The sequence below is a fragment of the Tolypothrix campylonemoides VB511288_2 genome (genome assembly GCF_045999855.1).
Classification (GTDB): Bacteria; Cyanobacteriota; Cyanobacteriia; order Cyanobacteriales; family Nostocaceae; genus Scytonema; species Scytonema bouteillei_A.
On record NZ_JBFPMW010000005.1, the window covers coordinates 1 to 21,544 of the forward strand.

Below are 21,544 nucleotides of genomic sequence, written 5' to 3' on the forward strand. Positions count from 1 at the left end.
ATGATAAGTGGGAGCATCACAGCGATTGGTATGCTGGCTCCCACTCTTTTTTTATGTTTTTATCAATTTTTTTCATTTATAAATAATTGCCAAAATGACCACTAAAATAAGAGAAATTAGTTAAATTAAAGAAGGTAAACGACTTCAAGGGTGTTATTATCAGGGTGTATCACCTATCAAAATTATTTGTGATACACTTTCTACATAAAATATAAGTAAAATTTACTGAAGGATAAGTCGGTTACACTTACAGAAATGAAACGTTCGGGCATTCATTTGTTGTAATAGAATCCATAGAAAGGTTATTGTTAAGTACAAAAATTCACCTAAAGAATTAACAAGATCTATACATTGTAACGGCGTAGCCGTTATTTTCATTCAACCTGATACTTTTAAAAATTGTGTAAGCCTTCCCGCTTGTCTGACGTATTTTGTGTGTAGTCTAGTCTTAATTGAAGCCCCGATCGCGCCACAAAGGTATGCGTCCAACCGACATCCATATTCCACATTTCATAGCTGTCAGTACAAGACGTATGAGTTTGTAGTTGCACTGTTTGTGCCTTCGACACGCCTAGCGGCGAATGCATACATCGCAACTACAAACTCGGTGCTAGCTATTTCTTAAAAATTCAAGAATTGCTACGTTCACATCTTTTGCAGCACCAAAAGATGCATCATGACGGCAGTTAGGCAGAATTTGTAACTTTGCGTTAGGCAGATATTGGCACAGTTTCGCCCCATCACTTGCAGGAAACCACGTATCTTGTTCTCCCCACAAAACAAGTGTGGGACATCCGATTGTACTGAGGTTATTTTGAATATTAGCAAGAAAACTGGGTTTACTAGTTTGCAAATGCTCAATTTCCCTTGCTGCTAATTGTAATTCTTCCGCTACCTTTGCAAGCGTACCGGGAAGCTCAATATAGGGGTAAGTTATCCAATAAACGTCTTCCTGAGTAAGTATGGATGGATCGAACAGAACACCTCGCCTTTCTACTGCCATAATTTCTCTAACGATTGGCGCAAACAACAGTGGTACTCTCAAGGAGTCAATGATTTGTACTATCTCTATAGGCATTTGAGAAAGTAACCACATTCCCCAATGAGGTAAACGTTGGGCAAAGATCGGCACATTCAGTACCACCAGTCGCGCTATTAGTTGGGGATTTTTTTGTGCAAGCGCTAGAGCAATTAATGCGCCTAATGATTCTGCCACAAGAATCACGGGTTCATCACATAGAGAACGAATAATTCTCTCGAACTCAATAACTTGATGACCATTCTTTTCTTTACGAGTCACTGCTTTTTCCGAAAAACCATAACCTTTTGCATCAAAGCAGATAACTCGAAAATGTTTGGATAATGTATCTACACTGGAACGCCAATTGTAACTCCAGCTACCAACACCGTGCAATAAAAACAGGGGTTGACCCGTACCTTTTTCACCATAAGCGATTTGTACGGGATACCCATTAGCATCGGTAATAATCAGACTTTGCCGACCTTTAGGAAAAGTCGCTTCCCACCAATCTTTCATCAATTATTTTGTACTCATCTAATTGCCACTTAAAGATCTCAGCAGAGTTTCAAGCAAGGTTCCAAACAGCCTCATTAGTATCACGGCAAATGCTACCAGTCCAATAGTAACAATGAACAATATAGTTAACACACCAAACACAAACCACTTGTCTGTGCTTTTTCTCTGTCTGGGAAACTTTAAGTGATCTTCTAGTAGTCTAATGTTGTACTCATTAGCTGTCCAGGCAAAATCAAACAAGTCTCCTACTACCGGTACAGCACCTAATATTCCATCTATTATTATATTCAAGACCATTCTGCTTATCGTGGCTGCTGGCGCTCCCGACCTAGCTGCTTCTAGGACTATGTATGCTGAAAACATAATTCCTAAAAAATCACCCCCAACAGGTATCAATCCCAAAATCGGATCTAGACCAAAACTAATCGGGGTTCCCGGAATGGTAATTGCTTTGTCCATGACACGGCTTAGCTGACGCAGCCGTTTTAGAGTCGCTGCTTTGGCATCAGAGTTCATAATGGGATAGTGAGGGGGTTGAGACATTGTCGCGATCGCATTTCTGTATATTAAACAGCTCGCCATTGTACTTCTTAGCAGCCACAGTTAATAGATTTACTGGCTGCACGTAATAAGTTGTTACGGTCAACGGTCACTCATTTTGGAAACAAATTTGCGTATCTTCATATTTATTTGTATAAAGAATACACTGTATAAATAACCTTAATTTCCTAATATGGCTCAAGAATTAACACCACAGTGGTTAGCAGAAATCAAAGCACTCAAACAACAGATAGCAGAACTGCAAGTAGAACGTGATGCTGCTTGGCAAAGTGCAGAAAAATGGCGCAAGCTCTACAATACTGAAGCAGAACAGCGTCGTTCCGATGCTCAAATGGCACAACAAACAATAGAGTCGTTAAAAAAACAAATAGAGCAAATCAAGGGTATTGAGGCAGAATTACTTGACGATCCAACAGCTATAACAGCCATTCAGCAAGAAGTCGAACAGATTCAATCTGTTGGGGAGTTAAAAACCCAACTCATTGCTGTTATTAAAGAACGCGATCGCATACTTCAAGTCTTAAAAACCGAGCAAGACAACCACTCCCAGACACGGAAAAGCTTGACTACCGCTTTAGGTGATGCCATAGATCGATTAACAAGGGAAAGAGGATGAATTATGAATTATGAATTATGAATTATGAATTATGAAAATACAATTCATCATTCATCATTCATAATTTTTTCAAAAGCCCATTGCCTCTGCCACAGCTTTAAGTTCCGGTTGAATACCCTGTTTAAATTGACTGGAACTGTGTTTAATAGCTGTATCTGGGTCTTTTAGTCCGTTACCGGTCAAGACACAAACCACTGTCGCCCCTGTGGGAACTTGGTCTTTGACTTGTAATAAACCAGCAACAGAAGCTGCACTAGCAGGTTCGCAAAAAATCCCTTCTTCTGATGCCAATAGCCGATAAGCTTCAAGAATTTCTGTATCAGTTACAGCGTGAAAACTTCCCATGCTGGCTTGCTGAACGGCAACTGCTTTCTCCCAGCTTGCGGGGTTACCTATACGAATGGCTGTGGCTATGGTTTCTGGATGCGATACTGGCTGACCATTCACCAGAGGTGCTGCACCTGCAGCTTGAAAGCCCATCATTTGGGGTAAGCGATCGCATTTTCCTTCTTGATGGTATTGACAAAAACCCATCCAATATGCTGATATATTTCCCGCATTGCCTACGGGGATACACAACCAATCGGGGCTATCACCCAAAGTATCAACTATTTCAAACGCAGCTGTTTTCTGTCCTTCCAGACGGTAGGGATTTACCGAGTTCACTAAAGTAATTGGATAGCTGTTTGCCATATCGCGCACGATTTCCAGCGCCCGGTCAAAATTCCCTTGAATTGCCAGAACTTCTGCCCCATATAGCAATGCCTGTGCTAATTTGCCCAGTGCAACGTAGCCATCTGGAATAATGACAAAGGCACGCATTCCTCCACGTCTGGCATAGGCTGCTGCCGCAGCTGAAGTATTGCCCGTGCTTGCACAAATAACAGCTTTTGCCCCAGCTTCCTTTGCTTTGGAAATTGCCATTGTCATTCCCCGGTCTTTAAAACTACCAGTTGGATTCAGACCGTCATATTTCACAAACACGCGAACCTGTCTGCCAATACGTTCTGCAATTGAGGGAACTGGAATCAAAGGAGTATTACCCTCTAGCAAAGTCACTACTGGTGTATTTTCAGTGACAGGCAAGTATTGACGGTAGGCTTCTATTAGCCCCGGCCAGGGTTGGCGGTATGATTTAGCAGCAGTCAGGCTTAGAGTCACGGTACTTAAAAACTTTTATTTTTAGCTGAGATGGTAACCAAAGAGCGATCTACCCTTATTTTGCACATCAAATGTCACCGATATGCAAGGTCACAACAATAATGTTTTTTTTGGAACAAAAATACTATGCAAGTAGTCCAGGGAATGTATGACATTAGACACCTTACAGCCAATTATGAGGAATATACAATTTTTTAATGATTCTTAAAACTTCTCTATTATAATATCTCTAATGGTGTGAGTTGATTTCGTGGTTCGTATAGTTATGACTACTTCTAGCGTTTCAAACACTGAATCCCAAACATACTGGGCAACCAAATTGAATAAATGCCTTTATCAGGCCGAGCAGCAAGCAAAATTTATGAACCTGCAAGCTGAAGTTGATTGCTTGTTAAGGCAATTGCAGGATATGAAAGTACAAAAATTATCTGATACGGGCAGCCTGGAAAGCTAAGTGGGCATTGCACGTATATCGCTTCTACCAAATTTTGTACAGTAGCAAAACAAGTGTGATTCAAAGCGAATAACATCAGAAGCTCGTATCGTACTCGCAAGACCCGAGGTGCGATTGCTCGCATTGTGAAACTTTACCGTCTAAAAGTTCTATGAGGCTTTGAGCGTAAGCAATGGTGTCTTGTGTGATGGGCGATCGCTGGCTCAACCAGGTGTTAGCTCGTTCTTTCCCGTGGCGGGCTGCTACAATCAAAGCACCCCAAACCTGCACTGACTGTCGCTTTGGATTGACTTGCAATTCTGTTTCCACGCGATTCCATAACCTTTCCCCATCCCCTTTAAGGAGGCTGGAAATTTCCTGAGCGTTTTGTGGCGAAGCCTTGAATACCCGTAAAGCTTTTTCCCAACGACCATCTATGATATCTGCCAAAACTTCTTGGCTGGGGCTTGCCCAGATTGTATTGGCTTGAGTCTTAGTAAATTGGGAGTGCAAGCGAATTGCATCTATTTGGGATTGCACGAGCGGTGAAAAAAGCTTTTTTTGGCTTTTCTTTAGAGATTCCAACCGTTCAAGAGCTGGCGTCCACAATCCGCTACGGGCTAGCAACAGAGCATTTCGGTACGCTGAATGCTTAATAACAGGTTGTGTCAAAGGAATAATTTCTAACTGGATGGGATTGAGGAAGTATTTAACAGATTTGACTTGGTAAATTTTTAACTGAGGTTCTAAACCTACTGTTTGATCCACAACAAGTTCTTTGTTTCCACCACCCGTGACTTGTCGCCATTCGGGTAAATGCCCGTTGGGGCTGGTCCAGGGTAACATGAATTGCAAAAGAGAGCGATCGCTATTGTAATAAACCACAATACCGTAAGCAATGAGGTTCGTTCCTTCTTGGCGATCGCCTCGTAAATAAAACCAAACACCAGATGTTGATGTCTCACCGTCAAAACGCCCTACTTCATTTAGAGGTAAGGGCAAACTATAACTTTGATTTTCATCTGTAGTCTTAACCAAGGGTGCTACCACAAAAGATTCTTCCGGTCCTGTAACAGGTAACTGAGTTGCCAAACGATAATATTTCTCCGATACGGATTTCAATTCCAATTCTTTAGAACGTTGATAAACTCTAAGTTCAACGATAGATTTACAATCAGACTGACAATTAGAGCGTTGCTTCAAGACTGGGAGCAAGAAAGACACTGCAGTATCACCTTTTAAAGGTAAGATTTGTCCTGCTTCCAAACCCTGGTGGTTGAGAGAGTCTTGAATTTGCTTGAGAGTACGAGGAAGTTCCTCGCCAGTTGTGGAAAATTGCACCCAATCCGGCAAAAATTTATTTATCCATCCTACTTGATAGGGATTGAGTATCAATTGGATGCTGACCCAAGCAAAAGTGACAACCAACCCCCCACTCCCCATTAAAACAGCCAGCGCGATCGCTGATACCAACCAGCTTTTCTGCTGGGGTTTCTTTTTAAGTTTTTTAGAGACACGCTTGACTCCACCTTCTTGCGGTTGATTGTGTCTGTAGGGTTTTGGCGCAGGGTTCGACGAAGGATTTGCCATGCTACTTTTTAACCAATTTAATTCTTCATTTTGTTTAAAGTATTTCCCTTTATACTCGCGTTTTAAAAATACGATCGAGAAAATTCATATTAGTGGTTGCAGGTTAGTAGTTATGGGGAAAGTTAGATCGTAGAGAACCACTAACGACTATCCGCTAACAACTAACAAACATAAATTCCGTAAAACTACTCATGTCATCACAAGAACTTTTTAAATACACTTTTGAGCATAAGTGTGATGTGAGTTGAGTGTAAAAAGTTAATAGGTAGAACAGTTCGTAGCAGTTCTGGTACTGATATAACTCTTACATAAATAAAGAGTGACTCAACTGCCAAACAAAGCGATGCTTATTCTTAAAGAGAAGTAGGAACAAACCTGAAAGGTTTCACTTAAAAAAGACACAAGGATATGGAAATGCAGAAATAAATTTATCTGTATGTCCACATTCTTATGTCTTATTTTTTATTAAGGCGCAGGAGTGCTACATTAACGATTAACCATCTAAAGTTTTCAAAGTTAATACGTGTGGTGGAGTTGAATCTGGGGGGTAAATCAGATCGACTTGCACTGTGCGACGCGAATTTGCTGGCATCACGACTTTAATGAGTGGTTCTAAAACCTGACCAGTTCTATGCCATAAATGTACGTAACGAGTTTTTTGTTCTCCTTTGTCATCAACGTAACGCAGCCTGACCGTACCTCGGAAAAAAGGAAAATCTAAAGAAGGTTTGCGGAATCGCAAACCTCCTTTGGATAAAATGTCTTCTTTTAAAGGGGTTTCTAATGTAAGGGATACTGTTTGGTTTTGGTTGGTAGAGTTGATCAAAGGTAAACTAAGGCTGTATTCCACTCCATAGTTCCCGTGCGCTTCGTAAGCTGTATCGGGATAACGCACTAGCATTTTTGCAGTTTGGTTTTGACTCGTTCCCAAACGACCCCCCCGGAGAGTAGCGATGGCATAGGAAATGGCTTTACCTCGTTGTGGAATAGTCAAGTTTTTTGCATTTGGGCTATCTAATAGTGTTGCTGTCCATTGAGAACCTTCAGAAACACCCGCAACACGACCATAAATGAGTTGTCCGCCCGTTTGATTTGGTGGAGTCGGGATTTTATCTCGCGGTCCGGCAAAGCTTCCCGTGTCAAGCATTGCCTGCCATTCTTCTAAAGAGGGTGCGCGATCGCTCCCATCTATATTTTTCTTAGCAAACATTGCCAAGCTTGCTGCATAAATTTTGCCATTACTACGCAGCCTCATAAAGCTAGAACGACCATTCACTGGTTTTTCGAGATTTTTAACTGGAATGGGGTGATTGAGTAACATCCGGCTTTGGCGTGGTGGAATGACTAGCTTCGCTGGAAAATCGCTTTGTCGGATACCTCGGAGTACGTCAGCAACTGCTCTATTCCCCGGTCCTGCATAAGCTTTACCATCAGAATTTTCTACATACGATGGTAAAGTGACAAATGGTGCATCTTGCATCAAGTAACTTGCCGCCTGTAAAACATCCACTGTGACTGGCTTTGGACTTGGATTGTGCAAAATCACCCCTAAATACAGCGTTTGCAAATCTTTGGGAGTGTGGGTATAGTGATGGGCAAATAAATCAAATTTTCCTTGAAAAGGAAAGTTTAAGTGTGCGGCTGAAACTTTTTTTCCGTTTGCAGGAAAGGTAGAGAGTAAAATTCCCTCTGTTTTGATCCATTCAGGGCTATTGCTATTAAAGACAGGTACTGTATCTAGCTTGCCTGATAAAGCTCGTACTTCCCCGGCTTGCACGATTTCTTCAGGTGCTGGTTTGGGTGGAGTTTGGGCAAGAGCTTTTTCTGAACTTGTTCCTTTTTTGTCAGAAGAGAAGTTTGTGTTCGTCAAAAATCCAAAGCTGGAAGTGATAAGAAGCCCTAATATAAGTAGGAATACAGAGGCAGGTAATTTATTTTTAGGTTGATAGACTGACATGAAAATGAATTTTCAGAAAGCAGGTGTAAAAGATGACTTCTTATAACTACAAGTTCCTTGCCATATTTCCTGAGTGCAATCTCTATCAATAGAATGATGATAAAAGTGCTCGGTCAGGAACTTGTGATTGCCAACACAACAATAGGCGTTTAGCATACTATGGCTACTGTCAGACTAAAAAAATTTCTTAATATACCAGCTTTTGTTATGGTTTCAATTGCCCGTAAAAATCTGCTTGAAGACATTCCTCGCTTTCTAGCAGCACAGGCAGGTATTATGTTTGCCGTTAGCCTAGTGACTATTCAAACAGGTATCTTTAATGGGTTTACGCGTTCCTCTACTAAATTAATTAACAATTCCACTGCTGATATTTGGGTAGCGTCTGACAGCATGATTTACCTTGACCTTACCCTACCAATGCCTTTAGCCCATGTGAATTTAGCAAGAGAAGTACCTGGTGTTGCAAATGCAGAAGCGCTCATTGCTACCGGAGGAGTGTGGCGTCACCCCATGGGGAGAATAGCGCCGGTCAGAATCATTGGATTCGACCCAGAGGGGCAATTGTTTATACCTAACAATGTCGTCCAAGGCAATAAAAATGCTCTTAAAGAACCGTATACTGTTATAGTAGATACATTTAATGCAGAGTCTTTAAGTGTACGCCGTGTTGGCGATCGAGCACAAGTTAATACTGTTCCTGTACGAGTGGTAGGCTTAACTCAAGGCAACCGCTCGATTGCATCAAATCCTTATATGTTTACTTCTCTGGAAAGTGCCACTACTTACGTGAGCTCTGGTAAAACTTCCAGTGTGTCTTGTCGAATGCAATCTGGTTCTAAAGATATTCAGTGTACAACCACTTACGTAGATCCGGAAAAGAATCCTACTCCCGCGCCAAAACCTTTATCTTCACTAGACCCCATCACTTATATCCTAATTCAAGCCCAGCCCGGTGAGAATTTGCAAGCACTCAAGAAAAAACTCGATGCGGCTTTACCCAATACCCGTGCCTACACCCGTGCAGAAATGATTAGAAGAACTGAGGTTTACTGGCAAAAGCGAACCGGCATCGGATTCATTTTAGGGCTGGGTGCAACAGTGGGAATCATTGTAGGAGCCATTGTTGTTGGTCAAATACTTTATTCTTCTGTATCAGAGCATCTTAAGGAGTTTGGCACCCTCAAAGCAATGGGTGCGTCTGATTGGACGATTTACAGCGTGATTATTGAGCAAGCTATATGGATGGCTATTCTCGGTTACATCCCTGGTATGGCACTTTGCTTTGGAGTCGCCACTTGGACACTGGCAAGTCAAGGTATCCTCATTCTAATTACGCCAACAACCGCGATCGCAGTTTTTGGTGTAACTATTCTCATGTGTACTGGCGCAGCAATTTTTGCCATTCAAAAAGTTACCCGTCTCGATCCCGCCACGATATTTAATAAATAGGGATTGGGAACAAGGGAGAGGGGGGAGAAATTTCTTCCTTGTCCCCCTAACAACTAACTATTACCTACAATCTCACGTAGGGTTTCTGTCACTGAACGAGGATTCCAGCCCAGGTCTTTACGGGCTTTAGTAGCGTCTACTCGGACACATCGGTCGTAGATGTAGTGAACGCGTTCCCGACTGATGGGTGGTTGCCATTTCAGCAGCCGTCCGATTGGGTCGAGTAAGTTTCCAGCCAATCTTACAAGGGGTTTGGGAACTTCACGGGGTACTGGGATACCTGTTTCTTGGGAGACAATGGCAAACATTTCGCGCAGTGTTAAATCACCGGCGGAAATAATATAGTAATCTCCCGGTTTCCCTTTTTCTGCTGCTAAAATCATTGCGTCTGCGAGGTCGTCTACGTGGACAATTCCAGTAATGCGATCGCCTCCCGCCCATACTTTGAGCCTTCCTTTGCAAAACTGCTGCATGACCGGACCAAAATGGGGATCGTCAGCACCAAATATTCCAGAGGGAAGAACGCTAACAGCATGAAAACCAGCTTTAGCAGCTCGATCTATTAATTGTTGAGCTTGGTATTTAGTGCGATCGTAAGCAGAGGAAAAGTGCTTTTGCGTTCTTTGAAAAGTTTCATTGACTGCTTGACCCTTTGTATCGCCAAATACACCAATAGTGCTACAGTAAACTAACTTAGATACGCCAGTTTCTTGAGCCACTTCTAAAACGGCTCGCGTCCCCTCTACATTGACTCGCTCCATCTCAGCTTCATTGACAATTCCTAACTCCACATAAGCAGCAGTGTGAAAAACCGTATCAATATCAAGCATTGCCGATCGCAATGCCTCTTTATCAGAAATATCACCGTAAACCAGTTTTACGTTAAGGTCCTCAAGGCGGGTTAAATTACTAGATTTACGTACTAACCCAACAACAGTGTTGCCTTGCTTTTGCAATGCCCTGACTAAGTGAGAACCTGTAAATCCATTAGCTCCAGTTACTAACGCCTTCATAAGGATTTTTCATAAATTCTGAAAGTTTTGTAAATTTTGCCACCAGCCGCTTCGATTAATTTGCGGGAGGGAAAATTGTCTTCAAACACCCAAGAAAGTTCTGCCCTTTTATAAGGTTTTCCCTTTTTACTACCACCTTGCATTCCTAAATAAATTAAGGCTAAAGGTACCATTTTTCGACGATATTCTGGTAGCGAGCAAACGACCAAGACTCGTCCTCGATCGATTTGACGCCGATACCAAAGAAACTTAAGTATCCCCAACCAGTTGAGTTTTCCATTAACGTGCTTGAGGGGAATATTGTAGTCAGGTAAGCCCATAAAAAAGCCCACCATTTTGCCATCATATTCTGCTATGGGAAAAGCATCTGGATCTATTAAATCTTTGAGATCCTGAGCTTCTTCTAAAAATTCTGCTTCAGTACGGGGAGAGGAACTCCAATTGTTAGCAAAAGTGGTATTGAACAAGTGGTATATACTCTTGACATCTTGCTCGAAGGCTTCACCTTTTGTTGCAATTGGGCGGAAGTTTACACCCGATTTACAAGCAATATGATAGCCTTTCTCAAATTCTGCTGGTAGAGGTTTATTTAAAGGAAAATCATAAGCATAAGCATCCTTAGCTTTGTGCCATCCATCCTTTTCCATAAACTCTCGGTAATAAGGCGGATTGTATGGCATCATCACCATTGGGGGTGAGTCAAATCCATCAACTAAAAACAGGCAGTTATTATGAGTGGAGAAATCAATTGGACCCCTAACTGCAGTCATTCCTTGCTCTCGCAACCATTTGCAGGCAACTTCTAGTAACGCTTGAGCGATAGTAAAATCATTAACACATTCAAAAAAACCAAACAAGCCAATATTTTGACCTTCACGATCTATAAGTCGTTGATTGACAGAAGCAACTATTCGTCCCACTGCTTGAGGATTTTTTGCATCTTCGGATATAGCAATAAACTGTTCCAGTTTTCCATATCCTAAGAAGGGATTTGCGAATGTAAATTGCTTTGCAACACTGCTACGAATAGGAGGTACCCAATAAGGATCGTTAGCGTATACCTTTTTTGGGACATCCAAAAACATCTTGTTGTCTGCAGCCGTTGTCACGACCCGGATATTAAATGCCGTTTGATTGATTGCCATTTATTTCGGTTAACGGATTGAAACTAAAGATGTGTTTTCCAAGCATTGCTCGAGTTGTGCTTCGATTTCCTCACGGACAATTTCACGGTACTCAATAAAATGCTCTAGGTGGGCGCAACTAATAAAATAAGCTTCAAACACTCCAGGATTGTGCCAGAGAATTGAGAATAACTGACGCCAGAATTGGAAGCGGGTATTTCGCTTGATTCCCTGCCGCCAAAAAATAATCAGCAATGCTCGGATATACTTGAATTGTGGTATGCGGAATTTCTTTTTGTGAGGGGTCGGTTTCATTGCCATGAAATGTCGAAAAACTCTAGCTAAATAACGTTTGGGTTCGTAGAGTTTCCAGAAACATCTCACATACTCACCAGCCAGTTCTTTAATAGGACGAGTAGGAATAAAATTGGTAAGCGTTGTTTGATTGATGTTAGCCTTTCCATTCTGCAGACGTCCTTCCTTCTGAAGCCGCTCCCAGAGCGCAGTACTTGGAAGCGCTTGAAGCATACTGCACATTGCTTGAGGAATCGCAGTCGCTTCTACAAACTCGATAATGCGATCGCCAGCGCCCGCTTGTTCGCCATCAAAGCCAATAATAAAACCAGCCATAACGCGCAAACCCGCCCTGTTAATTGTCTGAACGGATTCAATCAAAGAGTGACGTGTATTTTGGAATTTCTGAGTCAATGCCAAGCTTTCCGTATCCGGTGTCTCGATACCTAAAAATACAGATCTAAAGTTGGCAGCAATCATCAATTCTAGCAGTTCTGGATCTTGTGCCAGATCCACTGAGGCTTCTGTTGAAAAGCGGAAAGGATAGTCGCGTTCTGCCATCCAAGGAACAAGTTCGCGCAGCAAGAGTTTTACATTGCGCTTGTTACCTATAAAATTATCATCTACCACAAAGATCGAGCGCCGCCAGCCCAGATCGTAGAGAGTTTGCAACTCAGCCAGTAACTGTGAGGGGGTTTTAGTCCGTGGTTTCCGCCCGTAAAGTACGATAATATCGCAAAACTCACATTGAAAAGGGCAACCTCGGGAAAATTGCACGGACATATCGCTGTAAGCTTCTAGCTCCAGCAGATCGTACCTGGGAATAGGCGTAGCAGTCACATCAGGCTTTTCTCCTTTGGCGCTGAAGACTCCTGAGGTTTCGCCCCGTTCTAAAGCTGCAACCAGCATTGGCAGGGTAATTTCACCCTCATCTAAAACCAGAAAGTCTGCCCCTGCTTCCTGTGCGTCTTTAGGAACAGAAGTGACATAGGGACCGCCTACGGCAACAAGTTTACCCCGTCGCTTTGCCTCACGAACCAGAGACAGCATATCGGATTTCTGGACGATCATTCCTGAAATAATCACCAAATCCGCCCAGTTCCAATCTGCTTCAGTTTCAAAACGAACATTACGGTCTACCAAGCGAAACTCCCAAGTTTGGGGTAGGATAGCCGCAACTGTAATCATTCCTAGAGGCGGAAGTGAAACTTTCAGCCCGATCAGTTCTAGTGTTTTGTCAAAAGACCAAAAGGATTTAGGGAACAGAGGATATAATAGTAAAATTCGCATTATTAACCTCAAAGGGTAACGTAAAATCAAAGAGTCTGTGCTGGCTTGTGGTTCCCACCAGTTGAAGCACAGCAGTCTAGTTCTACGCTGAATCATGGTGGAGTCAGTCAGAAGGATTGCTCCGTTTCAGACGCTCCTTGTTTGCGCTTGATGCAAGATCTGATAAAAGTGAATTTGTTTATCAAATCTAAAGTTTTTTGGAGTTTTACTGTCGCTCGATCCAGCCTGCGAAATTTAAGATAAAGTCAGCGATATTGAGATATAGCATCTTTTGTAGTTACTCATTAAATTTTTGTAGCGATTGTTCATATTGCAATATGAGAACCCGTTGAAGGGCAATAATAGCAGGGTTGATTTCGATATAACGTCGGTGGGGATTTGCAAGATAGCTTTGCTGCTCGCTCTCAATTATTTCACTATCTTGAGCAACAAATTTTTGAAACAAGCGCAAGATAAAATTTGCTAACAGTTTCTCGATCGGTTGGAGTATCCATTTAGGAAGGCGAATTTTAACAAAGAAAAAGGAAAAAGATCGCGTTTCGGTTGGACTAACAGGTAGTCGCATGAGGTAGAGGGAGGAGAGACCTTCGAGCGAACTGTGATAGTGGGGGTAGCAATACCGGATTGAGATAGTCCGGGTTGTGACTTTATTTGCGCGATCGCTCCAGCCTAAGAGTTTGGGAAGAGTGCCTTTATAAGAAACCCGATAGTCAGCACACACGGATGTTTCTGTTGCCTGTAAGTTAATCAGAACTGGATCGAACCAGCCCTGTAGTTCTTGGTGCAAATACCCGTGAAACACATCCATCGTGTTTTCATTACAAATGGAGAAATGTGCTTTAAAGTGAGTTGGGATTGGCACCATCAACCAATCGGGCTGGTCAAATTCAGGTATATCAGGCAGTTTGGATTGTTCAGACAAGGCAGCATCACCCGGAAATATCCAAATCAGATTGTATTTTTCCTGAATTGGATAGCTAAGGGCTCGAGCACAGGGAAGTTTTTGCCCCGGAGGTAGGTAAGGAATGCTGACACACTCGCCACTTCCATCAAATTCCCAACCGTGATAGGGACAAGCAAGGTGATTCCCTTGGACTTTGCCTTTGTGCAGTGCAACTCCTTTGTGAGGACAAGCATCTTCCAAGGCATAAACTTGACCATTGGCATCACGGTAAACAACAATTGCTTGCTGCCAAATCACTACAGGCATAACTTCACCAACTTTAAGTTGGTCAGCCCAAACAACTGGATACCAATAGTTGGGGTTGATGCCAACCTCGCGGACGCGGTTATGAACTGTTTGACTTTTGAGGGTTGTGGCTAGTTCCATCACTTACACTATTGCTTTACTGCCTGTTTCGGCTAATAACTCTTTGGGTAGAGATTGGCGCAAGCGATCGCCATAAAGTGCTAGAGCATTACCGCCTAGCAATAGCCCCAAATGCTCTCGATCGTAATCAGCAACTGTAGCAGCATCTCGAACACAGTTCTGAAGTACGCCATCCCAGTGACCGTAATCCCCAGAGAAGCAAGCTACGCGCTTACCGACTTCACCCATAGAGATGTGAAGATAAGAAGGACCGGGATCGTCTGATTCAAAAGAGGTAAAGATTTGCCCCCGTTCAAAATACTCTAAGGGATCTCGATGACGGAGATCGTAGTGCTCGTATAAGCTAGCGTCATCAATTTTGGTAGGGTCGTGTTGGGCATTCCACAAGAGGTCGAAGAGGTTTTTAGCCTGATTCATCAGATTGATATTATTGTGGCTACCTCTTTCCTGAATCATCAATTTTGTGTATTCGATCAGGGATGGGCGATAGGGATGTTTGGGGTCAAAATCGCGAATGCGCTTTTCCCAATGCTCGTGAAAGGCATGGGCGAGATCTGGTAACCAGCCGCAGCCGCCTTCTAGAAAGCCAACGCGGAGTGTAGGAAAGCGCTCAAAAGCTCCATCAAACACCATGCGTGCTAGTGCTAGCTGTTGTTGGTTCCGCTGCACGAAAATGTGGGTGAGAACAAAAGTTTCCATATGATCGGAAATGCCACCCACCATAGAAGAACCGGGACCACCGTGAATGCCAAGGGCAATGTCTAAGTCTACAGCTGCTTGCAATAAGGGGTGAAAATCGGGATGGCCGATCGTCTTACAAGTACGAATTTCTGGAAACGCTTCAGGTGCTTTGGGATGGGGAATTGGCAAGTTTGGAGCAACAGCTACACCTATCATGCCCAGTTCATTCACACAACGATGCATCTCCGCCACTGCAGCGTCTACATCTTGTAGTGGTAGAACGCCAATAGGCTGGAGGCGACCACCGTACCCCCGGCAATCCTCAGCAATATAATTGTTGTATGCACGGCAAAGTGCGATCGCGAAGTCTTTATCTATGATGCTTGAAAATACTAAGTTTAATGTGCCATATATAACCTGAACATCAATACCTTCCTGGTTCATGTGTTCGAGGCGGATTTTATTGAACATTGCACCCAAAGTGGTCTCTGGGTGTAAGGTGCGAAAGCCTCCCTTACCCAATCCCTGTGGTTGAGGGAACATCCGCACGAGGTCGTTCTTACCTGTGGCTGGGTTAAAGTCTGCTATTCTTGCCCTTTGGTCACCCAGACTATCAATTGTCAGACCAATGCGATCTTGATACTCTGAATCGAGGTAATCCCTCATGACTAAAGGATTTTCTATCTTATGAGCATCCGCATCAATCACCAACAAACCTTGATACATTAATTATTTTCTCCTTTTCACCAGTCAAAGCGCAAACATTAAACTGACTTTTGCGTAAAAGATCTCAAAACTTGGCGTACACCGAACCAGTTCTCGAAAGACCATAGTATCGAGACTACGATGGTTATACCGGGATACCTAACAAAAGCAGGCTCGTTTTTTTCAAAGAGTGCATGCCCACCCAAAGCAAAAACTTGGGTAAGTACCAAGCAAACAAGTGTCAGTCGCCAGTCGTAGAACAGACAGACAACCGCCCCAATTGCCAGGAGATTTGTTAAGTGATGCAGAAACTGGTTAATAGGATGCTGATGACTCGCAACAAAGTGGGCTTTTGCCTCTTGGAAATAATTCAAATTTGTTTTCCTCCGGTTCCAGCCGCCTACAAAGCTTAAAGCTGTTTAGAAAAATATACCAAAACTCCAAGAAAAACCAATTCTATACATAAGATTTTTATCTTCTGACTAGATCGGCAACTAGAATCACTTGTCACCATTGCTTGTTATTGCTACCACCAGCGCAGCTGAAAATAACCCCGTTCTGGTTGATTGAGTTCTTCTGCTGTCAACCATTCCATAGGTTTGTACGTCCCAAACACATGGTCCCACCAATCCACTGCCAAACCAAAATTATGGTGCCACATACCATACTTATGATGTACGTAGTGTACTGGCATTTTCATCCAAAAGCACTTGGTTGGGTTTTCATGTTGAAGTTGATGGGCGTAAGCTGAAAATGCAGCATAAACCAGCGCACCCAAAAACCAACCAATTCCAGCTTGCCAAGAGTAGAAAAACATCAAAAACATCACTACAGCGCTGCCTTTGATATAGTCCCGAAACTCCCACACCACCCCTTGTCCTTCATTGCGACGATGGTGGTCGCGATGACGTTCGCCAACCTTAGGCGAGGCGTGCATCAACCGATGTATCCAATATTCAACTAAACTTGCCAAGACAAATGCTATGACAAAACAAGCGATTCCTACCCCCAAGGAGAAGGCTGGGCTTGCAGAAAGCTTCTCCAACTCGGTCATCGACGTTTTTTCCTCACACTTTTATTGATTATTTTATAACCTGTGAGAAATTTTGCTGAATTTTTGTTTGCGATCGCGGCTGAAAGCAACAGTGGCAAAATTGAACAAAATATGAGGTAATGCACATATCATTCCCAACACAGCACGCCATCTACTTCGAGACAACAAAACTCGTGAAATAGGATAAACTCGCCAGAACCTATTGACCGCACAAACCATTTCATCACCTAATGCCGTTACATCATGCCACCACCCTTCAGGGATAAAAAGAGTTTCACCGAGGTTGAGAATGGCTTCATGTCTGTGCTGGAGTGCTTCTTTAAATTTTGGAAATGATGTGAAATCTGGATTTTCCACATTCACTTTGCTAAACCAGCAACGCATTTTCATACCATAAAAAAGGTGGATATAAAATGGAAAGGGATAGAGGTTATTGGTTTGAGAAGGTGGGAAAAGTACCACTTTTTTAGAACCGTGCATCTGCATGAGTGTCCCATCTACAGAATCATAATGCAGTCCCGAGCTATGACCAGCCGGATTAACGTAAATATTGAGATGGGTTACCGATTTTTTTAAACCCAGTTTTTCTCCAATACTTGTTAAAGAGAGATTATCGGCGAGAGGAGTATTTTTGAGGGGATGTTTTCCCAGGTTAATATCATTTTCACGAGCCTTGCCACTACGCATGAGTTCGGCGAATTCACTGAAGGACATAATTTGTAAATCGACTCCACTACCGATGGATTTCCAGTTGCGTTTGTCCTGTTTGTACCTGGCACTTCCATAATTCCGAAAGACAAATTTTTGATTGCCAAGCTTTTCACACAAATAATCTAAAGTCCAGTCGCTCTCGTCTTTCAACAATCCCGTGATAATGACTGGTGTGCTAGTTTTTCGATATTTCTCAAAAAATATCTTTGGTGTTAAATCTGCTATATCAATCCGTAATATGGGGTGAGTTATATTGTATACTTCTGACTCAAAGTTTTGCTTTGACTGTAAATGCATGAGTGTGTTGTTGCTGTAGATGAGTTCTGTATGCCTTTCAGTCATTCATTTTTTCAAAAATGAAAATTTTTAATTGTTAAAATTTTATAAATTTTAACAATTCCAGCCAAAGTACCATTCACTGTCTGTTCCAACCCAAACAATTCTTTATTCTGGAATGCTCTACATTCAACAACAGCAGTTCATGCGATATTAGGAGAATGAGCTTTCAAGAAGTTAACATCTGAATCTAAGACCTTGTCAGAACCTACTTTTTCAGTCTCCATAGGGATGTTAAGGCTAGGACGGTTAGTGCAATCGCTCGGTCACATCTCTGTTTTAGTATCCAACAATCAGCGCAACTTCATAGAAAAATACAAGCTTTCATGACAAACTTCTTGTTACCAACTTTGACATTTGTTGCAGAACGTGCTAAGGAAAAATTTGTAAAAAAAATCCGCCAAACTGATGCCGTACAAGAACAGTTTTTGCACAAGCTGTTGCAAACTCACAAAGATACTGATAATGGTCGTAAATATGGGTTAAGAGATATCAAAACTATTGCCCAGTTTCAGCGGCAGGTTCCAATTTTACCTTACAGTGGTTACGAAGCTTACCTTCAACGTATTGCTAAAGGCGAACAAAACGTCCTCACACCAGATCCGGTTGTCTATTTAAATACCACCAGTGGCTCAACGGGAAACCAGAAATTAATTCCCATTACAAAAAGATTTCAAAACTCTTTAAGATGGGCTAATCTGACTTGTATCGGTTTTTTGAATGAAGCACTGCGATCGCGGCAAAAAAGGTTTGGCAAACTGCTAGTTACCAATGCAACGCAAATAACAGGGCGTACCAGTGGGGGTATTGACTACGGGACGGCAGGTACGGGAGTCCTTCGCATGGGGAAATTTCTCTACGAACAACTCTTTGCCCATCCCTATGAAACCTTAAAGGCGGAAGATAGCATAGCAAGGCACTATTTGTGCTTTTTATTTGCGCTGAATGATCCCTCCATGCGAGGAATCATCGCCAACTTTCCCATGCTGATCCTCAGAACCTGCAATTACCTTGAGCGGTACGCAGAAGAGTTGATCCGAGATATAGACAAAGGGACAATAGCCGATTGGTTGAAACTCGAACCAGAATTGCGGTTCCAATTAGAACGGAGATGGTCAGCCAATCCGAATCGCGCCGCACAACTGCGAGAAGTTTTGCGATCGTCAGGACGGCTGACTCCAAATTTAGCTTGGCCCAATCTATCTTATGTTGCCACTGCAAGGGGAGGAACATCCGATTTTTACTTTGAAAGATTTCCTTCCTACTTGGGAGACACTCCCGTATTTGGTGCAGTGTTTGCCTCAGCAGAAGGCACATTCAGTATTTATCATGACGTCAACAATGATGGCAGCATCCTCGCTATAGAAACAGGCTTTTTTGAATTTATTCCAGAAGACCAATGGGAAGAAGAACACCCGAAAACTCTACTCGCCACTGAAGTTCAGCCGGGAAAACTCTACCGCATCCTGATGACCAACTACAGTGGTTTCTACCGTTATGATATTGGTGATGTTGTTGAAGTGTTGGGCTTTTACGAGCAAGCGCCTCTGATCGTCTTTCGTTACCGTCGCGGCGGAATACTGTCTTCGACAACAGAAAAAACAACGGAATTTCACGTTACTCAGGTAATGCAACTCTTGCAGCAAGAATTTGGTTTACATCTTGAAGATTTTTGTATCACTTTGTCGGAGAACGAGTTTCCCGCTCACTACTTGGTGAACATTGAACTTGCTCCTGGTGAAAACTTGAGCGATCCCCAAGCTTTCCTAACTAGCTTCGATCGCAAGCTCAAAGAGATTAACGTGTATTACGGTTCCAAACGCAAGGATCAGGTACCTCCACCAAGACTGCGGGTTTTAGAGGCGGGAAGCTTTGGTATTGTTCGGAAACGCCAGTTGCAAAAGGGAATTCCCGATTCTCAACTGAAATTTCCTCATATTAGCGAAGACCGCAATTTTCTGGCAGGTTTAAAGGTAGAACAAGAGGTTAGGTTACCTGAAGAGTAGGGTTTGCTCGTTCCCAACTAGAGTTTGGGAACGAGTGAGTAGCAAATGACGCGATCGCATCTTCACCAACAGCATCCTTCAAAAAGTTGGGGATTTACTAATTTGAATCGGGTTTTGCGAATTTATTATTTGTAGAAAAAAACATGAGCAGCACTCCGGCTGCGACAGAGAAACTTGCTGAGGTATAAAATATCATTTCAAATCCTCCATAACTGAGGGTTGGTCCAAGCAGAAAGGGACAAAGGAACTGACCCAGGAAGCCTGCGCCCGTCCCGGCAGCGAGTACGCTCGATCGCAGTTCTGCAGGAGCCAGATTTGCCAAAATACTGTAGAGATTGGGCAAGACAATACCAAAACCTACGCCAAAAAGCACTGCTGCAAGCAGAATCAACCCGAGTTCGTGCAGTAGGGGAATTGTTGCTAGTGTCAGCGCCATTAACCCAAATCCAACAGCAATAGAACGTTCCGTACCAATATTTTTAGCGAGTTGTCGAGCACCAAATGCTGATATCGCTGCAGCTCCAACTGCTCGTGATGCTAAAACAACTCCATTGAGAACTGCTCCAACTCCTATAGTTTGTTTTAAGTATAGAGGTGTATATATCACTACGGAATACATGACGATAGAAGCCAACCCAAGGGTTAATAACAACCACAGCGTGTATTGATTGCCAAAAACTTGGCGGAGCTGGTCACGAGTGGAAACGGCATTTGCTTTTTGCTGTACCGACTGCTTTGTCCTTAAAATTGAGGCAGCCAAAATTGCTAGTGGCAATCCCAAGCCATATAAATAAAAGGTAAACTGCCAATGAGATGACCCTACCCAACCACCTAACAGAGGAAAGAAAATACCTGCAATTGTTAGGGTACTCGTTGCTTGACCCAAAGCTTGACTTCGCGCCTGACCCTCATACATACCAGCTAATAAGCCGAGGCTCGCTGCAGCAATTCCACCACTTGCTATGCCAAGCAAACTTCGTGTAGCTAATAATGGCTCTATCGATCGCATAAAAGCCCCCGCCGTACCAGATAGAGCATAGAGGAGCAATGAAGCTATCAAAATACGCAAGCGACCGACTCGATCTGCTAAAAGACCCAGTAAAGGACTAGACAAAGCATTTGTCAAGCAGTGGATGCTGACTAAGTGAGCTGCTAGCCCAGGATTGAGGTTGAGTTGTTGCACCATATCTGGCAATACGGGAGCAACGATTCCCCCAGCCATTGTTGTCATAGAACCTGCTAAAAGCAACACTAACAGCTTGCGATCGCGTAACATCGGTAAAATATGAGATATTTTTGATAACTTTAACTTAAACGATTAGTGAAGCGAATAAATTCACACACTGGACATATACCGTACTGCTAGATTCTACGGATACTGAGACAAATAGGTTCACACAGAGGAATTACATAGTTCTGTATTCTAGCAGCAATAAACAACACAAGCATAAAATTAGGGGAACTAACTGCGCTATTGTGATGGTCATTGAACAGCATGCAAACACTGTACCTAAGTCATGTCTATAGAGGAAAATAGCTGATAGTCCAGTAATATCAAAAATTCATGTAAAAATGTATTAAATCACAACCCAAGGCACACTTAACCCCAGAATTGGGGGTAGGCGGTGACGCCGACAAATCAGGAACACGGAAGAAGACAGCGATCGCTGGCTATTCACTTTCCATAACTAAAAGA

At 42.8% G+C, this 21,544-nt stretch carries 19 protein-coding genes; 4 read left to right on the plus strand and 15 right to left on the minus strand.

The annotated features are described in order from the left end of the window. Positions 1-392 precede the first annotated feature (392 nt). Genes AB0756_RS16425 through AB0756_RS16435 form a run of 3 tightly spaced genes read right to left on the minus strand, consistent with a single transcriptional unit; the run spans position 393 to position 2,080 of the window. A complete protein-coding gene (locus AB0756_RS16425) occupies positions 393-551 on the minus strand; it encodes a hypothetical protein (protein WP_162002236.1) in 159 nt (52 codons plus the stop codon). Between the two features lie 59 nt (positions 552-610). Further along, the gene (locus AB0756_RS16430) at positions 611-1,537 is read right to left on the minus strand and encodes an alpha/beta fold hydrolase (protein ID WP_038100305.1); all 927 of its coding nucleotides are present in this window, start codon (positions 1,535-1,537) and stop codon (positions 611-613) included. A gap of 18 nt (positions 1,538-1,555) precedes the next feature. Continuing rightward, positions 1,556-2,080, minus strand: coding sequence for a DUF4112 domain-containing protein (locus tag AB0756_RS16435; RefSeq protein ID WP_038100307.1), 525 nt, complete (start codon positions 2,078-2,080; stop codon positions 1,556-1,558). A gap of 190 nt (positions 2,081-2,270) precedes the next feature. Between AB0756_RS16435 and AB0756_RS16440 the strand changes: the two genes are divergently transcribed. Beyond that, positions 2,271-2,714, plus strand: coding sequence for a hypothetical protein (locus AB0756_RS16440; RefSeq protein WP_038100302.1), 444 nt, complete (start codon positions 2,271-2,273; stop codon positions 2,712-2,714). A 69-nt stretch (positions 2,715-2,783) separates the two neighbouring features. On the opposite strand, the gene thrC is transcribed toward AB0756_RS16440, so the two are convergent. Further along, positions 2,784-3,875, minus strand: coding sequence for a threonine synthase (gene thrC, locus AB0756_RS16445; protein WP_038081297.1), 1,092 nt, complete (start codon positions 3,873-3,875; stop codon positions 2,784-2,786). Positions 3,876-4,140: 265 nt separating this feature from the next. On the opposite strand from thrC, the gene AB0756_RS16450 reads away from it, so the two are divergent. After that, the gene (locus tag AB0756_RS16450; RefSeq protein ID WP_038081299.1) at positions 4,141-4,329 is read left to right on the plus strand and encodes a hypothetical protein; all 189 of its coding nucleotides are present in this window, start codon (positions 4,141-4,143) and stop codon (positions 4,327-4,329) included. Between the two features lie 75 nt (positions 4,330-4,404). Here the strand turns inward: AB0756_RS16450 and AB0756_RS16455 are convergent, their stop codons facing one another. Both AB0756_RS16455 and AB0756_RS16460 read right to left on the minus strand, forming a co-directional pair. After that, on the minus strand, positions 4,405-5,898 hold the full coding sequence (locus tag AB0756_RS16455; RefSeq protein WP_038081301.1) for a hypothetical protein: 1,494 nt from the start codon (positions 5,896-5,898) through the stop codon (positions 4,405-4,407). 493 nt (positions 5,899-6,391) lie between these two features. Next, complete coding sequence (locus AB0756_RS16460; protein WP_038081303.1) at positions 6,392-7,855, minus strand: DUF3370 domain-containing protein; 1,464 nt, start codon at positions 7,853-7,855, stop codon at positions 6,392-6,394. A gap of 207 nt (positions 7,856-8,062) precedes the next feature. On the opposite strand from AB0756_RS16460, the gene AB0756_RS16465 reads away from it, so the two are divergent. Further along, a complete protein-coding gene (locus AB0756_RS16465) occupies positions 8,063-9,304 on the plus strand; it encodes an ABC transporter permease (RefSeq protein WP_038081323.1) in 1,242 nt (413 codons plus the stop codon). A gap of 53 nt (positions 9,305-9,357) precedes the next feature. On the opposite strand, the gene AB0756_RS16470 is transcribed toward AB0756_RS16465, so the two are convergent. The 8 genes from AB0756_RS16470 to AB0756_RS16505 all read right to left on the minus strand — a co-directional run bounded on the left by AB0756_RS16470 (position 9,358) and on the right by AB0756_RS16505 (position 17,848). Next, complete coding sequence (locus tag AB0756_RS16470; RefSeq protein ID WP_038081305.1) at positions 9,358-10,317, minus strand: NAD-dependent epimerase/dehydratase family protein; 960 nt, start codon at positions 10,315-10,317, stop codon at positions 9,358-9,360. Then, positions 10,314-11,462 carry a hypothetical protein gene (locus AB0756_RS16475; RefSeq protein WP_038081306.1) on the minus strand — a complete coding sequence of 383 codons (1,149 nt, stop codon included), beginning with the start codon at positions 11,460-11,462 and terminating at the stop codon, positions 10,314-10,316. The genes AB0756_RS16470 and AB0756_RS16475 overlap by 4 nt, the downstream gene beginning before the upstream one ends. A gap of 9 nt (positions 11,463-11,471) precedes the next feature. Next, a complete protein-coding gene (locus AB0756_RS16480; protein WP_038081325.1) occupies positions 11,472-13,025 on the minus strand; it encodes a B12-binding domain-containing radical SAM protein in 1,554 nt (517 codons plus the stop codon). Positions 13,026-13,302: 277 nt separating this feature from the next. Beyond that, positions 13,303-14,355: an aromatic ring-hydroxylating dioxygenase subunit alpha gene (locus AB0756_RS16485; protein WP_038081307.1), complete on the minus strand. Its 1,053-nt coding sequence runs from the start codon at positions 14,353-14,355 to the stop codon at positions 13,303-13,305. Between the two features lie 3 nt (positions 14,356-14,358). Next, complete coding sequence (locus AB0756_RS16490) at positions 14,359-15,762, minus strand: amidohydrolase family protein (protein ID WP_038081309.1); 1,404 nt, start codon at positions 15,760-15,762, stop codon at positions 14,359-14,361. A 38-nt stretch (positions 15,763-15,800) separates the two neighbouring features. Then, positions 15,801-16,115 (minus strand): Mpo1-like protein, encoded by a 315-nt coding sequence (locus AB0756_RS16495; RefSeq protein ID WP_038081311.1) that lies wholly within the window; start codon positions 16,113-16,115, stop codon positions 15,801-15,803. 152 nt (positions 16,116-16,267) lie between these two features. After that, positions 16,268-16,795 carry a sterol desaturase family protein gene (locus AB0756_RS16500; protein ID WP_038081312.1) on the minus strand — a complete coding sequence of 176 codons (528 nt, stop codon included), beginning with the start codon at positions 16,793-16,795 and terminating at the stop codon, positions 16,268-16,270. A 33-nt stretch (positions 16,796-16,828) separates the two neighbouring features. Beyond that, entirely contained in the window at positions 16,829-17,848 is a 1,020-nt protein-coding gene (locus AB0756_RS16505; protein WP_237265907.1) for a cupin-like domain-containing protein, read from the minus strand. Between the two features lie 320 nt (positions 17,849-18,168). Between AB0756_RS16505 and AB0756_RS16510 the strand changes: the two genes are divergently transcribed. Further along, the gene (locus AB0756_RS16510) at positions 18,169-19,848 is read left to right on the plus strand and encodes a GH3 auxin-responsive promoter family protein (protein WP_038081314.1); all 1,680 of its coding nucleotides are present in this window, start codon (positions 18,169-18,171) and stop codon (positions 19,846-19,848) included. Between the two features lie 97 nt (positions 19,849-19,945). On the opposite strand, the gene AB0756_RS16515 is transcribed toward AB0756_RS16510, so the two are convergent. Beyond that, positions 19,946-21,124, minus strand: coding sequence for an MFS transporter (locus AB0756_RS16515; protein ID WP_038081317.1), 1,179 nt, complete (start codon positions 21,122-21,124; stop codon positions 19,946-19,948). Positions 21,125-21,544 lie beyond the last annotated feature (420 nt).

Coding starts and splice junctions, on each gene's coding strand:
- AB0756_RS16435 (WP_038100307.1), bottom strand. CDS start 2,080: ATGTCTCAACCCCCTCACTATCCCATTATGAACTCTGATGCCAAAGCA.
- AB0756_RS16505 (WP_237265907.1), bottom strand. CDS start 17,848: ATGACTGAAAGGCATACAGAACTCATCTACAGCAACAACACACTCATG.
- AB0756_RS16480 (WP_038081325.1), bottom strand. CDS start 13,025: ATGCGAATTTTACTATTATATCCTCTGTTCCCTAAATCCTTTTGGTCT.
- AB0756_RS16515 (WP_038081317.1), bottom strand. CDS start 21,124: ATGTTACGCGATCGCAAGCTGTTAGTGTTGCTTTTAGCAGGTTCTATG.
- AB0756_RS16465 (WP_038081323.1), top strand. CDS start 8,063: ATGGTTTCAATTGCCCGTAAAAATCTGCTTGAAGACATTCCTCGCTTT.
- AB0756_RS16455 (WP_038081301.1), bottom strand. CDS start 5,898: ATGGCAAATCCTTCGTCGAACCCTGCGCCAAAACCCTACAGACACAAT.
- AB0756_RS16440 (WP_038100302.1), top strand. CDS start 2,271: ATGGCTCAAGAATTAACACCACAGTGGTTAGCAGAAATCAAAGCACTC.
- AB0756_RS16475 (WP_038081306.1), bottom strand. CDS start 11,462: ATGGCAATCAATCAAACGGCATTTAATATCCGGGTCGTGACAACGGCT.
- AB0756_RS16470 (WP_038081305.1), bottom strand. CDS start 10,317: ATGAAGGCGTTAGTAACTGGAGCTAATGGATTTACAGGTTCTCACTTA.
- AB0756_RS16510 (WP_038081314.1), top strand. CDS start 18,169: ATGACAAACTTCTTGTTACCAACTTTGACATTTGTTGCAGAACGTGCT.
- AB0756_RS16485 (WP_038081307.1), bottom strand. CDS start 14,355: ATGGAACTAGCCACAACCCTCAAAAGTCAAACAGTTCATAACCGCGTC.
- AB0756_RS16430 (WP_038100305.1), bottom strand. CDS start 1,537: ATGAAAGATTGGTGGGAAGCGACTTTTCCTAAAGGTCGGCAAAGTCTG.
- AB0756_RS16490 (WP_038081309.1), bottom strand. CDS start 15,762: ATGTATCAAGGTTTGTTGGTGATTGATGCGGATGCTCATAAGATAGAA.
- AB0756_RS16460 (WP_038081303.1), bottom strand. CDS start 7,855: ATGTCAGTCTATCAACCTAAAAATAAATTACCTGCCTCTGTATTCCTA.
- AB0756_RS16500 (WP_038081312.1), bottom strand. CDS start 16,795: ATGACCGAGTTGGAGAAGCTTTCTGCAAGCCCAGCCTTCTCCTTGGGG.
- AB0756_RS16450 (WP_038081299.1), top strand. CDS start 4,141: ATGACTACTTCTAGCGTTTCAAACACTGAATCCCAAACATACTGGGCA.